This window comes from Bacillus sp. SRL543 (genome assembly GCF_984799205.1).
Genome location: NZ_OZ481794.1, coordinates 2,743,885 through 2,757,637 on the forward strand (window position 1 = coordinate 2,743,885; position 13,753 = coordinate 2,757,637).

Annotated in this window: 16 protein-coding genes and 1 riboswitch; of the genes, 9 read left to right on the forward strand and 7 right to left on the reverse strand. The window is 44.0% G+C overall.

What is annotated here, in order from left to right; all coding sequences use genetic code 11:
* Positions 1 to 34: 34 nt before the first annotated feature.
* The 5 genes from AC4E8B_RS13995 to AC4E8B_RS14015 all read right to left on the reverse strand — a co-directional run bounded on the left by AC4E8B_RS13995 (position 35) and on the right by AC4E8B_RS14015 (position 4,496).
* The gene (locus AC4E8B_RS13995) at positions 35 to 883 is read right to left on the reverse strand and encodes an STAS domain-containing protein (RefSeq protein WP_490213991.1); all 849 of its coding nucleotides are present in this window, start codon (positions 881 to 883) and stop codon (positions 35 to 37) included.
* Between the two features lie 231 nt (positions 884 to 1,114).
* On the reverse strand, positions 1,115 to 1,948 hold the full coding sequence (locus tag AC4E8B_RS14000) for an STAS domain-containing protein (protein ID WP_490213992.1): 834 nt from the start codon (positions 1,946 to 1,948) through the stop codon (positions 1,115 to 1,117).
* 105 nt (positions 1,949 to 2,053) lie between these two features.
* The gene (locus AC4E8B_RS14005; protein WP_490213993.1) at positions 2,054 to 2,908 is read right to left on the reverse strand and encodes an aminoglycoside phosphotransferase family protein; all 855 of its coding nucleotides are present in this window, start codon (positions 2,906 to 2,908) and stop codon (positions 2,054 to 2,056) included.
* 56 nt (positions 2,909 to 2,964) lie between these two features.
* The gene (locus AC4E8B_RS14010) at positions 2,965 to 3,861 is read right to left on the reverse strand and encodes an alpha/beta fold hydrolase (protein WP_490213994.1); all 897 of its coding nucleotides are present in this window, start codon (positions 3,859 to 3,861) and stop codon (positions 2,965 to 2,967) included.
* Entirely contained in the window at positions 3,858 to 4,496 is a 639-nt protein-coding gene (locus AC4E8B_RS14015; RefSeq protein ID WP_490213995.1) for a hypothetical protein, read from the reverse strand. Before AC4E8B_RS14015 ends, AC4E8B_RS14010 begins: the two co-directional genes overlap by 4 nt.
* A gap of 366 nt (positions 4,497 to 4,862) precedes the next feature.
* Here AC4E8B_RS14015 and AC4E8B_RS14020 point away from each other — a divergent pair, with 366 nt between their 5' ends.
* The 7 genes from AC4E8B_RS14020 to AC4E8B_RS14050 all read left to right on the forward strand — a co-directional run bounded on the left by AC4E8B_RS14020 (position 4,863) and on the right by AC4E8B_RS14050 (position 9,967).
* Entirely contained in the window at positions 4,863 to 6,113 is a 1,251-nt protein-coding gene (locus tag AC4E8B_RS14020) for an MFS transporter (protein WP_490213996.1), read from the forward strand.
* A gap of 142 nt (positions 6,114 to 6,255) precedes the next feature.
* A complete protein-coding gene (locus AC4E8B_RS14025) occupies positions 6,256 to 6,768 on the forward strand; it encodes a DUF3231 family protein (RefSeq protein ID WP_490219683.1) in 513 nt (170 codons plus the stop codon).
* Between the two features lie 140 nt (positions 6,769 to 6,908).
* Positions 6,909 to 7,268, forward strand: coding sequence for a VTT domain-containing protein (locus tag AC4E8B_RS14030; protein WP_490213997.1), 360 nt, complete (start codon positions 6,909 to 6,911; stop codon positions 7,266 to 7,268).
* A 152-nt stretch (positions 7,269 to 7,420) separates the two neighbouring features.
* Positions 7,421 to 7,672, forward strand: a complete 252-nt coding sequence (locus tag AC4E8B_RS14035) for a FeoA family protein (RefSeq protein WP_490213998.1) — start codon at positions 7,421 to 7,423, stop codon at positions 7,670 to 7,672.
* Entirely contained in the window at positions 7,669 to 8,403 is a 735-nt protein-coding gene (locus AC4E8B_RS14040; protein WP_490213999.1) for a FeoB small GTPase domain-containing protein, read from the forward strand. The genes AC4E8B_RS14035 and AC4E8B_RS14040 overlap by 4 nt, the downstream gene beginning before the upstream one ends.
* Entirely contained in the window at positions 8,363 to 9,763 is a 1,401-nt protein-coding gene (locus AC4E8B_RS14045) for a nucleoside recognition domain-containing protein (RefSeq protein ID WP_490214000.1), read from the forward strand. Before AC4E8B_RS14040 ends, AC4E8B_RS14045 begins: the two co-directional genes overlap by 41 nt.
* Before the next feature lie 45 nt (positions 9,764 to 9,808).
* Positions 9,809 to 9,967, forward strand: a complete 159-nt coding sequence (locus AC4E8B_RS14050; RefSeq protein WP_490214001.1) for a hypothetical protein — start codon at positions 9,809 to 9,811, stop codon at positions 9,965 to 9,967.
* Positions 9,968 to 10,020: 53 nt separating this feature from the next.
* Here the strand turns inward: AC4E8B_RS14050 and AC4E8B_RS14055 are convergent, their stop codons facing one another.
* Positions 10,021 to 10,893, reverse strand: a complete 873-nt coding sequence (locus AC4E8B_RS14055) for a cation diffusion facilitator family transporter (RefSeq protein WP_490214002.1) — start codon at positions 10,891 to 10,893, stop codon at positions 10,021 to 10,023.
* Positions 10,894 to 11,092: 199 nt separating this feature from the next.
* Here AC4E8B_RS14055 and AC4E8B_RS14060 point away from each other — a divergent pair, with 199 nt between their 5' ends.
* On the forward strand, positions 11,093 to 11,842 hold the full coding sequence (locus AC4E8B_RS14060) for a class I SAM-dependent methyltransferase (RefSeq protein WP_490214003.1): 750 nt from the start codon (positions 11,093 to 11,095) through the stop codon (positions 11,840 to 11,842).
* Between the two features lie 426 nt (positions 11,843 to 12,268).
* On the opposite strand, the gene AC4E8B_RS14065 is transcribed toward AC4E8B_RS14060, so the two are convergent.
* The gene (locus AC4E8B_RS14065; RefSeq protein WP_490214004.1) at positions 12,269 to 12,715 is read right to left on the reverse strand and encodes a CBS domain-containing protein; all 447 of its coding nucleotides are present in this window, start codon (positions 12,713 to 12,715) and stop codon (positions 12,269 to 12,271) included.
* A 255-nt stretch (positions 12,716 to 12,970) separates the two neighbouring features.
* A riboswitch (cyclic di-AMP (ydaO/yuaA leader) is annotated at positions 12,971 to 13,109 on the reverse strand.
* 360 nt (positions 13,110 to 13,469) lie between these two features.
* On the opposite strand from AC4E8B_RS14065, the gene AC4E8B_RS14070 reads away from it, so the two are divergent.
* Positions 13,470 to 13,655 (forward strand): hypothetical protein, encoded by a 186-nt coding sequence (locus AC4E8B_RS14070; RefSeq protein ID WP_035402415.1) that lies wholly within the window; start codon positions 13,470 to 13,472, stop codon positions 13,653 to 13,655.
* Positions 13,656 to 13,753: the final 98 nt, after the last annotated feature.

The following is a 13,753-nucleotide window of genomic DNA, read 5'->3' on the forward strand; positions in this document are numbered from 1 at the left end:
AGAGCACTGCCGAGTCGGCAGTGCTCTCCTTATTCTATAGTACCTTCTGTTTATTAAGCTGTCTAAGCGCCTTTTTGAGGCTGCCCAGGAAGACAAGCCCGTCTACCTCAAGTCCCAGATTAACCATAGTCTGCGCTATTTCGGGGCGTATGCCGGTGAAAATCACCTCTATGCCAAGAAGCTTGAGCGCATCAGTGACTTTGAAGAGCTCATTGGCCACCATTGTATCCACGATCATTACACCTGATATATCAAGTATTAAGTGTGAGATGCCTAATTCCCTGGACTTTTCAAGTGTTTCTTCCATTAACAGCTGCGCCCTGTCAGTATCTATATCACCAATCAGCGGAAGAATCGCAACAGAGTCTGTAATAGGAACAACCGGTACTGAAAGCTCCAGGAAAGCTTTTTTGGAATTATTCAGTGTATCTGTATACGATTTCACATAAGCCAGGCTGAATGCATGAACCGCCTTATCAAGAAGTGGATCAATTGTTTCTAATATTTCAAAAACAGTGCCTGCTGACATTTCCTCTTTAAGAACTTCATTTTTGATTACTTCCCATATGTATTTCCGATAAAGTGACGTATCCATTAACGCCTCATCAAGGGACACTCCTTGAACGCACAGATTTTTTCCTGTTTCGGCCCCCCAGTTTTCAAAAACTCCTGATACTTCTTCTCCTTTGGAAGACTTGATGAGACTGTCTCCAAACATGCTGATAAAAGCAGCTCTTAAATCCAGAATCTCTTTTTCATATTTGCTGACTTCTTCTCTTTCTATATCTGTCAGATCAGCAAATCGCTCTGTCTGGACCTGGTTGGCAATCTGCATTTTTTCCTGATTAATTCTTTCCCCTATATGCGCAAGTTCTCTTGTCATAAGCTCCCCCAACATAAATATACAAAGAATCTTTTATTTATTTTAGTTTATTATACCGGCAGCATTTCAAATTTCCTAGCTTTTCAGCGATAAATTATGCTTTTTACCAATATATATATTTAACCGTTTTTTTTGATGGTTAAACGTACTTTGAAAAATTAATATCCTGCCGGGCTGCTGACATTATACAGAAAAGGAAGCTGCAGGTTTACAGCTTCCAAAATAATGAATTTATTTAAGAGAATTAATGGCCCTCTCCAGGGTGGAGGTAACACGGATCTTATCAAATGAGATTCCCAGCTGCACTGCTGTCTGGGCAATTTCGGGCCGGATTCCTGATAGCGTACTCTTCACGCCAATCAGTGTAAGAGTCTCTATGAGCTGAAAAATCTGGTGGGCAACCATCGTATCAATCATGACCACTCCCGACAGGTCGATGAAAAGATGGTTAACCTTCTTCTCGTTGCATTCGAGCAGTGTATGCTCAAGAATGAACTTGGCTCTTGCCGTATCAATATCGCCAACTAGCGGCAGCAATGCTGCATTATTATTAAGTGAAATGACCGGAGAGCTGAGTTCGTTGATCATTTCCTGGCTGGCCTTCAGCCTGGCTTCAGAAAATTTGTGGTTTTCCTGGGTAAACCAGGTCATCACCTTGCTGAAAGCCTTGATGATCAGCCTGTTCCAGGTGTTGATCTGCTCCTGAGAGTACTTTCCTTCATGTTCCTTGACGAAATCTTCCATCAGATCAAGATACTGTTCCTCTGTGTTAAAGAACTCTCTTAAAATATAATGGATTGGAGTACTCAAATGCTCTTCATCTGATGCAATGGCAAGAACCCATTGCTCGAATTCGCGGAAAAACTCATCCTCTTCCATGACAAAAACTTTACAGAAGTGTTCATGGAACTCATGATTCTGCTGTTTGATCGTCCGGACAACATCAGGATTATTCGAGCTGTATACCCCTTTTGGATCACTTTTGTCCAAAGAAGCATACCAGTCTTCTGTTAGCTGCCATGTTTTATCTACTAAAAATTCATGTAAAACTTCATTTCTATGCATAGCTTCCCCTGAGACCTCTCTATTTTAAGATATTTTCTTTTTACTATTGTAGCATTTCTGCTTACATGGGTCATCTTTTAAACTGCATGGAAAATCTATTTCCTCTTAGACTTTCCTGCTCTCATCCAGCAGCGCTTTAAATACCCAAATACTGTTAAGAAAGGAAGGCTCACAGCTGCTGTTTTCTTCCCAGCTCCATGACGCCGATAGGATCGAATGGGCATATCCCCAGCTGATCAGCTTTTCCCTTTGCAGGCCGGCTATCTCCGCGAACAGTTCAATTCTTCTAGAGATGACAGGTTCGGCCCCTGTTTCAGGCAGCCGATTGAGCAGGTACTGAATAGCATCATATTCCCTTTCCCCGATCATCCCTTTTGGATCGATGATGACCCAGCCTTTTTTCCCGCCATCCAGGATATTATAGTGATGCAAATCTCCGTGAAGAAGGAATTGGGCTTTTGTATTTTTTATGTTTTCAGCAAAAACGGCGGCAGCTTCATTCAGCATTGAAGCTGTTATAGGTCCCAGCCCTTCCGGATTTTCACGGAAAATCCGCTGAAGACTTCTATGCCGCTCCTCCATCCCAGGCAAATCAGATGATTCCTGCGCAGGGACCCAAAGGTTCTTCATCAGATTTGCCGCAATCCCTGCGGCTTTTTCATCATCTTCTATTTGAGCAAGTGTTGAACCGGGGGACACCTTTTCAAGGAGGAGAATTCCTTTTTCTACGTCAGCATCAAATACTTTTACGACGCCCGGACCTTTAAGCCGTTCCAATGCATATGCCTCACCTTTTGATTCACCGCTTGGTACGGACAGTTTTAGAACTGCCTCTGTTCCATTTGCCATGATAACAGGCGCGGCAAAATTATAGGAAAGCTTATAATGCTCCCCGATTTTGAGCTTCCATCGCTGCTCGCATTCTTCGATTAAATAATCAAAGTCCGAAAGCCATTTCATGCCTCTCTCTTTATGTACATTTATGATGGTTCTTTTAAACGCTTCAGGCAAGTCCATTAAACGGATAGCCTTCCAGATTTTATGCTTTTATAAAAAGATTTGACGGCGTCTGCAGCCTGTAAGGGAAACTGCAGCCAAACATACGCATGCAGTGAGTTCGGGATGTAGGTAATGCGATGTTCCCGGATAAAGGAAGAAAAATGCCTGATGCTTTTTTCCGCCATTCTGTTCTCAGACTCCTCCTGGCTTGGCAGAAAAAGAACAGGACAGCTGATTTTACCGTAATAGTCTTCCAGCCTGATATCCCAGCATGTTGAAATAAAGCCGGCAAGGACGTTCTTTGTAAAGCGATTTGCAAAGTGTCCGTTTACTCTTTGTTCCATCGTGCTTCTTATGAAAACTTCTGCATGTCTGTTCCAGATTCCCGCTTCCTTGAATTCTTTTTCCATTGACGTAAGATACTCTTCAGCTGAGGAGAAAAAAAGTTCTTCTTCATTATTAATGCTTGCCAGGAGCTCTGTTCTTTCCATCTCTGCCTCTTCTTTTGTTCCTTCCAGCAAGCTGTATTCACCCCAGCGATCATATAATCCGCCTTCACAAACAAGCGATTTGACCATTTCAGGGTGGGAGGCTGCGATGCTGAGCCCAACTTCTGCCCCCATGGAGCTGCCAATGATATGGCAGCATTCAGTGCCCCACTCATTTAATAGGAAAATTATATCTTCAGCCATTTCGTCAATATGGTAGCCGCTTTCAGGTTTTTCTGATTTACCATGTCCCCTGAAATCCGGTGCAATTACACTATAGTCTGCAGCGAAATGCGGTAAGATGCCATGCCAGGCCTGCAATGTCCCTCCGCTGAAATGCAGAAACAGTATGACTGGTTTTTCAGATAGATTTTGGGCGACGTTCAATGTAAATCCATTAGGCAATTGAATTTTTTCTTCCTTCATGACAGACCCCTTTCCCGTTCTATTTCCCTGATCGTATTAAACTCCAATTCAAACCCGGATGGCTCTTGTCCGAATGCATCCTCAAATTCTTTAAATACGAAAGAAATTTCTTCCAGGTTCTCCGGCAGAGGCGGCACAACTGTAAAGGTGAACGACATGCTGCCGTTTCCTCCTTTCGCACCGCGCGTTCTGCAATCATAGCCTCCTTCAATATATAACATGAAATGTCCCAATAGATGATATCTGGCGGGTACGTGCTCTTCAGCTGTTTCATCCCATTCAACTGCCATGGTAATGACACTCGCATTGCTGTATTGTTTGACCGCGGTCATGCTATAAAGCTTCCCATCTCTTTCTACACTTCTCAATACAGGAACATATTTTATAAAACCTTCTGGCTCTGCCCGGAGCCTCAATTCTTCTTCCATGCGCATTGTTTCGAAAATGGCTTTAACAAAGTCTGGATAAAGACCAAGCTTTTCAGCCCAATGTTCAAGCTGGTCTTCTGGCGGGATGCCCGGATTATTGTCTGCTGCCGCTTTCCTTTCAATCAACAATGAAAGAATCTTTTCATCATATGGTGCAGCCCTTTGGTCATAATGCTCTGGATAACGGAATTTCTTTTGTCTTATCATATAGCTTCCTCCTTCAATGAGACTGCACTTCCGGACAGTGACAGATACCAAAATCATTCTTATGATTATTTTAAACTTTCTGTCATCATTTTAAAATCATATCCTCCGCTGAATATGTCGATTGTTTAATCTGTTCCTACTCTTGCCTTCCCCATTAGATTCCGGTAATATATGTATATTAATTTACCGGAAGGGTGACAAAAGGGCGATGAACAACTAATTCTTTTTGGGAAATGTTCGTAATTCATTTATACGATTCTTTTCTGGATAGGATTAGTGCACCCTTTCGTGACAGCAGGCAGAATACCTCTGCACTGCTGTACACCCAAGGAGCCTCCTGCCCAGAAAAATCCAGGAGGTTTTTCTATGTCAGAAAATATGCTTGCAGAAAAAGCAGGCTTTGGGGCGCTGTTTCAAAATCGCGTCATCAGAACCATCCTGCTTTCCGTCTTTTTCCTGCAAATCGGAATCTGGGTCCGTAATTACTCGATCCTTCTTTATGTGATCGAAAAAACAAATGAAAACCCGGTAGCCGTGTCTCTTATATCAGTCGCCGAATTTGCGCCGATTTTCCTGTTTTCTTTTATCGGCGGGACGTTTGCAGACAGGTGGAGGCCGAAAAAAACCATGGTTTGGTGCGATTTATTAAGTGCCTTGTCCATTTTTGCAGTGCTGCTGACCCTTCTGTTCGGAAGCTGGAAAGTGATATTCTTTGCGACGCTGGTCTCTTCGATTCTGTCTCAATTTTCCCAGCCTGCCGGAATGAAGCTTTTCAAGCTGCATGTGCCTGCAGAGTTGGTTCAGATGGGAATGTCTATTTACCAGACTGTATTTGCGCTTTTCATGATTCTTGGGCCGATTATCGGAACCTTTGTCTATCAGCGCTTCGGGATCATGGCAGCCATTGCTGTCATGGGTATTGCTTTTATCCTCTCTGCCCTCATCCTGCTTTTGCTGCCGGCTGACAGAGAATTGGATGAAGCATCTGAAAGAAAATCACTGTTCCAGGAAATGAAGGATGGTTTCCGCTATGTCTGGAGCAGCAGGCCGCTTACACTGCTCGGAGGCTGCTTTGCGGCTGCCGGCCTTGCTATCGGCCTTACCCAGCCGCTCGGCGTCTTTCTCATAACTGACAGGCTTGGCCTGCCAAAAGAGGAGCTGCAATGGCTGATGACTGCTTTTGGAGCCGGTATGATACTTGGAGGCGGCGTAACAGTAGCTTTTTCCAAGAAGGCACAGCCCCAGCTGCTTCTTGCGCTTGGAATGGCGGCCAGTGCAATCGGCTTCATAGGAATGGGCCTTTCCACCGCTTTCTGGCTCACGCTTGCTGCACAATTTTTCTCCGGCCTGTTTATGCCGTGCATCCATATCGGCATTAATACGATGATTCTGCAAAACACAGAAGAACACTTTATTGGCAGGGTCAATGGCATTCTGAATCCCCTTTTTATGGGAGCGACTGTTATTACCATGTCAATGTCCGGCTGGCTGCTCAGCAAGCTTTCCATCGTCCTGATTTATGAAGCTTCAGCTGTACTCCTGGCGGTCGGAATTCTTATCCTCCTGCCCATCATGGGAAGGAGCTCCGTTAAATCTGGAGTGAGCGAAGAAATATAACTTAAAGCTTGAGGCGAGTCAGCCTCAAGTTTTTTTGTGCTTTATAAAAAGATGAAATGAATTCCAGGCAGATTGGCAATACTACCCTTGTGCTTAACAGAAAGGCGGCACTTTGATGAGAGATAACTTAAGGAGGTTTATGATGGGAATTTTAAGCGGCAACCCGAAGGAAGAACCGCTGCATTATGGCGAAGTATTTAGTATCTGGTCCTCCCAGCTTGCAGGAAATGCGATGATTGCAGGCTATCAGACCATGATGAACCATGCAGGTGACGATGATCTTAAGAAGCTATTGACTGAAGCAATTGAACTCGGCAAAGAAAACCGCAGGCAGGTAGAGGAACTGCTGAAAGAGAATGGAGTAGGCCTGCCGCCGGCACTGCCTGAACGGCCGGATGCGTGCCTGGATGACATCCCGGTTGGCGCAAGGGTTTCCGACATGGAGATAGCGGGAACACTTTCTGCGGATATTGCAGCAGGGCTTGTTGCCTGCAGCCAGGTTATGGGTATGTCAATCCGTGAAGACGTAGCCATGATGTATGGACAGTTCCACACTCAAAAAGCCCAGCTTGGCGCCAAGGTCTTGCGCCTGAATAAAGAAAAAGGCTGGCTGATCCCTCCTCCCCTGCATCTGTCTAAAGGGAAGGACTGCTAGCAGCCCAAGAATGGGAGCTAACTATCTCCCAAATTAAATCTTAATTACTTAAAAAATCAGCCTTGAGCTCTAGGAGGAAATACAGCCGGGGCTGATTCTTTATGCCGGAAAATTTTTACACTTAATAACAGAAAATAATCATGTTTTGGGCAGCCCGCATCGGCGGTATGAAACTGATTGCAAGAATAGTCAAGGATAAGCATATGCAAAAATACCAGGCTTTTGTCCAAAAAAATGAAACGCTCATCGTCGCCCTTCTTTTCATCATCCCCATTTTGCCGGATGAAATTATTTGCGCGGGTTCAGGAATCAGCGGTATATCTTTCCGGCGTTTCTTCCTCATAGCCGGCATTACAAAAGTGATTACTTCCTGTACGCTTGCCTGCTCAGTCAAGCTGGCAAATCTGCTGAATCTTACAGCACCCCAGCTGGTCTTTAGCTGCACATCGGCGGGGGTTGCGGCTCTTGCTGTGTCTGCTATCCTTCAAAAGTTTTTTTAAAGCAAAAAATATAGACAAGAATCCCGTTTTTAGGCCTCTGAAAGTCAGAGGCCTTTTTTATTTTTTTCGCACATTTATTGACAATATGAAAATATATTCATATTATAAAATCAAAAGTTGGCATAGGGCAAAAAATAAGCAGGAGGGAAATAATGATGATTGAACCTAAAAAAATATCGCTGTATGAGGGAAAAAAAGGAGAGCTTATAAGAATCTCCTCCTTGAAGGTTGAAGGCATCATGAGGAGAAGGCTTCTTGACCTGGGTTTTGTCCCAGGCGCCATTGTTGAGGTAATCAGAAAGAGCCCGCTTGGGGATCCCATCGCTTTTCGAGTCAGCCATACATCCATCGCTTTAAGAAAAGAGGAAAGCACAAAAATTGAAGGTGAGCTGATGGAAGGATGAACCACTATCAAATTGCTCTTGCCGGAAACCCGAATACAGGAAAAAGTACACTTTTCAATGCCCTTACAGGTTTAAAGCAGCATACCGGAAATTGGGCAGGAAAAACAGTGGATATGAAAAAAGGAGGATTTCAGCACAAAACCAAACATTATGAGATGGTCGACCTTCCCGGCACCTATTCTCTTTATTCAAATTCACTGGACGAGGAGATTGCCAGAAATTATATCGTCTTCGAAAAGCCTGACCTGACCATTGTTATTCTTGATGCAACGGCTCTGGAAAGGAATCTGAATTTAGCTTTGCAGGTATTGGAGATGACTGACCGTGTCATTATCTGCATCAATCTGATTGATGAAGCGGAAAAACTCGGTATCAGTATCAGGGAAAAAATTCTTATGAAGCGGCTGGGCGTTCCGGTGATCAAAATCTCCGCCCGGAATAAAACAGGCATTCCCTTGCTCTTGGATACAATAGACAGGGTCATTACAGGAACAATCGAGATGGAACCTTATAAGATGTCCTATGATGATGAAACAGAACAAAAAATCAGAACGCTTGAGCCATTGGTCAAAAAGGCATTCGGAAATGCGGTATCGGCCAGATGGCTTACATTAAGGCTTCTTGACGGGGACACAGAGCTTCTAAAGCAATTAGAAATCAGGATTCAGGCAGAAAAGGAGGCAAAAGTAAATGGAATTTCATCCGGAGAGCATACAACCATCGGCAGCTGATCTCATAAAGAATGCAGAACAGCTTTCCTCACCGGGCGTACGCGACCGGATAGTGGAGCAGCTCTATAATAAAAGCAATCAGCTCATGAAGGAAGGAGTATCTTTCACAAAAAACAAATATGATCAGCGCACCGAAAAGCTGGATAGCATCTTTACCTCTCCCCTTCTTGGATTCCCTATCATGCTGGTCCTCCTTGGAACTGTGTTTTATTTAACCATTGCAGGAGCTAACATCCCATCTTCCATGCTGGCAAATTTCTTCACATGGGTTGAAGGATATTTATCTTCGGCTTTTGTTTGGATGAATGCTCCTGAATGGCTGCATGGAATGCTTGTTCTCGGATTATACCGCGGCACATGCTGGGTAATCAGTGTCATGCTTCCGCCCATGGCTATTTTCTTCCCGACATTTGCACTTTTGGAAAACTACGGATATCTACCCAGGGTCGCTTTTAATATGGATCGTATTTTTAAGACGGTCGGTGCCCATGGCAAGCAGTCACTGACCATGGCGATGGGGTTCGGCTGCAATGCTGCAGCCGTCATGTCCTCCAGGATCATCGAGTCGCCCCGCGAGCGTATGCTGGCAATTCTGACAAACAACTTCGTTCCCTGCAATGGGCGCTGGGGTACTTTGATCGTCCTGGCATCTCTATTCATGGCAGCAGGATTTACGGGCGGCATGAAAACGCTTGTCTCTACTTCGGTTATAGTCGGAATTGTCCTGTTTGGAATAGTGGTGACTTTTGCGGTTTCCTGGATCCTTTCGAAGACAGCCTTAAAAGGAGTACCGACTCACTATACACTTGAACTTCCGCCATACAGAAGGCCGAAATTCTTCGATACAGTCATCCGGGCATCTCTGACGAAGTCATGGTCTGTCCTTGTCAGGGCAGTCAAAGTAGCAGCGCCGGCAGGCATATTAACATGGGTTCTGGCAAATGTACAGGCTGGAGATGCAAGCATTCTCATGCATATCGTCCAATTCCTTGATCCAGTTGGCCAGGCGATTGGTCTGGACGGCTTTATTTTAATGGCTTTTCTGATCGGTCTTCCTGCCAATGAAATTGTCCTCCCTATCCTGCTGATGGGCTATTTATCCCAAGGTGCGCTGATGGACGTGGAGGGAATAGAAGATTTGAAAGGCATACTCCTCGACCATGGCTGGACTTGGCTTACTGCATTGAATATGATGCTGTTTTCCCTTCTGCATTACCCTTGCGGCACAACCCTGGTTAATATCTATAAAGAGACCAAGAGCGTGAAATGGACGGTCTGGTCATTCCTCATTCCAACGGGCATAGCGTTCCTGGTCACCTTTCTGATAGCCAGGCTGGCTGAGATCTTGAATTGGGTCTGATGATACAGCTATGCAAACAAAAAGCTGCCGGGAAGGAGTGAAAGCATGTTTGCAGGAGCATCCATCATTTTAATTTCACTGGCAATTGTATGTGTTCCAGCCGCTTATTTTATATTAAAAACAAACAGCAGGCTTTGGTTTATCATCGGAATCATCTGCCTGCTGCTGATAATGGCTGAAATAGCAGTGTTATTAATTATATAACAATAGAAAGAACAGCCGCTAAAGCTGTTCTTTCTTTTTGTACAACTTCCATGTTATTTGAGCGGGCAATGTTCACTCTCATAATCCAATTGGATTGCATAGTGGGCAACCTGTTTATCTTTGGCCAAACCCCGGATGGTTTTCTTAATCTCCGAAGCCGTTACACGATCTGTCTGATCAGCCACCTCTATATGTACTGAGAAGGCGGAATGATTTTCATCCACTGACCAGAAATGAAGATGATGCAGTCCTTCCACAGAAGGAATATCCAATAATTCCTTCCTGAGATTTTCGACATTTACTTCCTTTGGAACGGTATCAAGCATAATAAACAATGTTTTTTTAAGATTTTTAATCACGTGGACTAAAACAAAAATGGTGATTCCGATTGATAAAAGCGGGTCAAGAATTGGAATATCTTTAAACAGCATGATCACACTGACAATAAGAACAGCAACCCACCCAAGGACATCTTCCAGCAGATGCCAGGAAAGTACTCTCTGATTAAGCCCTCCTCCGCCTTTTTTCAACCGGAAAGCAGCATAGCCATTTACAGCTACTCCAAGCACCGCAAACCAGATCATTCCTTCCGGGTTAGGAGAAACAGGGTTTAACAACCGCTTGCCCGCTTCTATGAAGATATACACGGATCCTGCCAGAAGCACCATCCCATTCAAAAGTGCTCCCAGCAGTGAAAGGCGTTTATGGCCAAAAGTAAACCGGGCATCTGCGCCTTTTTCCGACTTTTTTTGCAGGAACCAGGATAATCCGATGGATAGGGAGTCTCCCAGATCATGGACAGCATCAGATAGAATGGCAATACTGCCTGTCAGGATACCCCCGATAATTTCAATAATGGTAAATGCTAAATTAAGAAAAAATGCCAGGCCCATGTTTTTCCTGGTATCCTCACTATGTGCTTTCATATATAATTCCCCTTTTATAATAATGTTTACCCTGCTGTTCACTTCCTTTAAACGGCAGGATTCAGGTTATTTAAAAGCAGGCTCCATTACTTACAAAGATATATTGAAGGAGCAGGAGCTTTAACTGGAGAATATACTACAAAGCTCACAACATAAAGGAGCCTATCTTCTTGATCCTAAATGAAAGAGGTTGAATTGATTGAAAACAGAGATATTAGAGAAAAACAAAGAAAGCTGGAATCTTTCCGCCGAGCGTTTTTTTGGCAGGAACCCGCTTCCGGAATATGGTCCCCTCGCCCCTGTGGAAGATGAACTGAACCTGCTTGGCGATCCTGCCGGGAAAAAGGTGCTGGATATCGGCTGCGGCAGCGGCCATTCCCTCCTCTATATGGACGGGCGGGGTGCGGCCGAGCTTTGGGGCATCGATTTGTCGCCAAAGCAGATACATACGGCACAGCACGTGCTCGGAGGAGCTGCAGCGCCAGTAAGGCTGTTTGAATCCCCAATGGAGAATGATCCCGGGCTCCCTAATAGTTACTTTGATATTGTCTATTCCATCTATGCTCTCGGCTGGACCACGAGCCTCAAGGAAACGCTGGCTAATATCCATAGGTATTTAAAGCCTGGCGGCACTTTCATTTTCAGCTGGGAACATCCACTTTTCAGCAGAATCCGGAGCAAAGATTGCTCCATTATCTTCGATAAGCCTTATCACGAAGAAGGCGTATATAATCATGAGGGATGGGATACACCTGCTTTCATGCAGCAATACAAGGTAAGCACCTATATCAATGCGCTGGTCAGCCAAGGTTTTAAAATCGAGAGAGTCATAGAAGAAGCACGTCTTTCAGAGGAGGACAGGAAAAGGCACAGCAACCGCTGGTATTCTTATGAAAAAGCCCAATACCTTCCGACAACAATCATTATCAAGAGTACTAAAGCTATTTAGAGAATAAGAGCCGGGACGCCATGAACCCTGCCGCTTGACATGCAGCATCTGCATCGCACTTTGTATGGATTTTTGTAAACATATGGGATTAGGAATGATTAATGCGAAAACCGGCATGATTAATTGCCGGTATGGAATGATTATTGCCTAAACAGGCACGATTATTGGAGAATCAGGCATGATTATGAATGATTCCGGAATGATCATCCTCAATTTTGGAATGCTCTCTTTAAAAGGCGGGCGAACCGCCTTTAAGAGGCCCTTCATTTTAGGGCATCTCCTAAAAAAATGCTTGAACTTATGCCATTTTCTAACAAACAAAGCAATCCAGAGTCAAAACATCCCCAAACCCCTGCGGCGCCAAAAAGTCCATACAAAATCGTATGGACTTATTCTTTCTGTATAAAAGTGGCTGCTCAGCCTTCCTTATGATGTTGTCTTGCTCTGCTCCCCAGGAACAGACAAGTCCCTTTCTTTATAGCTGCCTGCCAGATAATCGATAATTTCCCTTCTGCGGATCAATCCTATGAAAACGCCGCTGTCATCAGTAACAGGGACAAAATTCTGATTTAGTGATGAATTAATGATTTCTTCCATCTCGCTGCTAACGAGCACCGGCTCATACGATCTATGAAGCGGCACATCCTTCAGCATCACTTCCTGGATCTCATTAAAGTCGACCCTGCCCATGCTTTTGAGCTTCCATAACAAATCTCCTTCTGATAAGGAACCTACATATTTGCCTTCTTTATTCAATATCGGGAAGGTTGTATAACGGTGATACTCCATTTTTTCCATGGCTTGCCTCATTGTCCAATGGTCATAGACAAAAACCAGTTCATTCTTAGGCAATAAAAAAAACGCGATATTCATTACAGCTGATTCTCCTTCTTATTATCAGTGAACACCTGCAGCATTCATTCCGGCTAAATAGTTCCCTCGGGTTAATGGGCACAAACTCTCCCGTTGGCAACGGAAATGCAAAAACAGTCACATTCCCTTTCTTCCCTGCAAACAGCCGCTCTAAAACGTACGCAGATTATATACAGCACAAAAAGACCCATCCTGGCTCCAGGCAGCTCCTGCAAATTTGGATGCAGGGGTGCTGCTCATTAGGCGGTCTTATATGACCTCACTCGCTTTAGCCGACGAAGTTAGCTGACGGGCAGGATGGCGAAAGATCATTCTCATCCCTCCTGCTTCCTGCAGGATGAGCCCCAAAAATTGGTTCCTCCGCTCTCAATATGAGATTAAGCCGAATCATTTTTCAGGTGTTGAAATAATTTTACTTCCAACTTTCCGCATAAGCAAATTTCTGCATATCCCTTTTTTTACATCTGACCTTCAGCAATCTGCAAAAAAATGAGTGAATCCTCTATTCTACAAAGACCTCACCATGTTTTCAACCTGTTTTTTTCTTTTTTTATTTCTTTTATGTTTTCCGTTGACAGCCATTAAGTTCGTGAGTAAGATAAGGCAGAACAGGATTTATTAATGGAAATCATGACTTGAAAATCCGGTTTCTTCTCCTCTGTTTTTGTAAAAAACAAGAGTATCATAGAATAGAAGAAACCATGTTGGAATGCTTGCATAATACCTTTTAAACACCACAGCAACGGGAGGATTTATGGGAAACACTTGCCGATATGTCATTAATGCAGTTGGAAAAGGCGGAGAAACCTACTACACACAATGCAAAGATAAAAAAGAAATGGAAGAATGGATTTCTGAGCATCAAGATCGGATAGTGATGGAGGAAATCAAGGTGAAAGACAAAAATAAGCATCCGCTGCTGAAGCTATTTTCAAAATAAAATGGACTACCATATAACTTGTTATGATAGAGAGCAAAGCAACGCTCTCTATTTTCTTTGTTAGCATCCTTTCTTCTCTTCAGGCAAAGGCTTTGCCT

Bases quoted from the DNA above. Each gene is read 5' to 3' on its own strand.
- AC4E8B_RS14040 (WP_490213999.1), top strand. From the start codon at position 7,669: ATGAACCACTATCAAATTGCTCTTGCCGGAAACCCGAATACAGGAAAA.
- AC4E8B_RS14050 (WP_490214001.1), top strand. From the start codon at position 9,809: ATGTTTGCAGGAGCATCCATCATTTTAATTTCACTGGCAATTGTATGT.
- AC4E8B_RS14055 (WP_490214002.1), bottom strand. From the start codon at position 10,893: ATGAAAGCACATAGTGAGGATACCAGGAAAAACATGGGCCTGGCATTT.
- AC4E8B_RS13995 (WP_490213991.1), bottom strand. From the start codon at position 883: ATGACAAGAGAACTTGCGCATATAGGGGAAAGAATTAATCAGGAAAAA.
- AC4E8B_RS14020 (WP_490213996.1), top strand. From the start codon at position 4,863: ATGTCAGAAAATATGCTTGCAGAAAAAGCAGGCTTTGGGGCGCTGTTT.
- AC4E8B_RS14025 (WP_490219683.1), top strand. From the start codon at position 6,256: ATGGGAATTTTAAGCGGCAACCCGAAGGAAGAACCGCTGCATTATGGC.
- AC4E8B_RS14000 (WP_490213992.1), bottom strand. From the start codon at position 1,948: ATGCATAGAAATGAAGTTTTACATGAATTTTTAGTAGATAAAACATGG.
- AC4E8B_RS14065 (WP_490214004.1), bottom strand. From the start codon at position 12,715: ATGAATATCGCGTTTTTTTTATTGCCTAAGAATGAACTGGTTTTTGTC.
- AC4E8B_RS14005 (WP_490213993.1), bottom strand. From the start codon at position 2,908: ATGAAATGGCTTTCGGACTTTGATTATTTAATCGAAGAATGCGAGCAG.
- AC4E8B_RS14030 (WP_490213997.1), top strand. From the start codon at position 6,909: ATGTTTTGGGCAGCCCGCATCGGCGGTATGAAACTGATTGCAAGAATA.
- AC4E8B_RS14070 (WP_035402415.1), top strand. From the start codon at position 13,470: ATGGGAAACACTTGCCGATATGTCATTAATGCAGTTGGAAAAGGCGGA.
- AC4E8B_RS14035 (WP_490213998.1), top strand. From the start codon at position 7,421: ATGATGATTGAACCTAAAAAAATATCGCTGTATGAGGGAAAAAAAGGA.
- AC4E8B_RS14010 (WP_490213994.1), bottom strand. From the start codon at position 3,861: ATGAAGGAAGAAAAAATTCAATTGCCTAATGGATTTACATTGAACGTC.
- AC4E8B_RS14015 (WP_490213995.1), bottom strand. From the start codon at position 4,496: ATGATAAGACAAAAGAAATTCCGTTATCCAGAGCATTATGACCAAAGG.
- AC4E8B_RS14045 (WP_490214000.1), top strand. From the start codon at position 8,363: ATGGAATTTCATCCGGAGAGCATACAACCATCGGCAGCTGATCTCATA.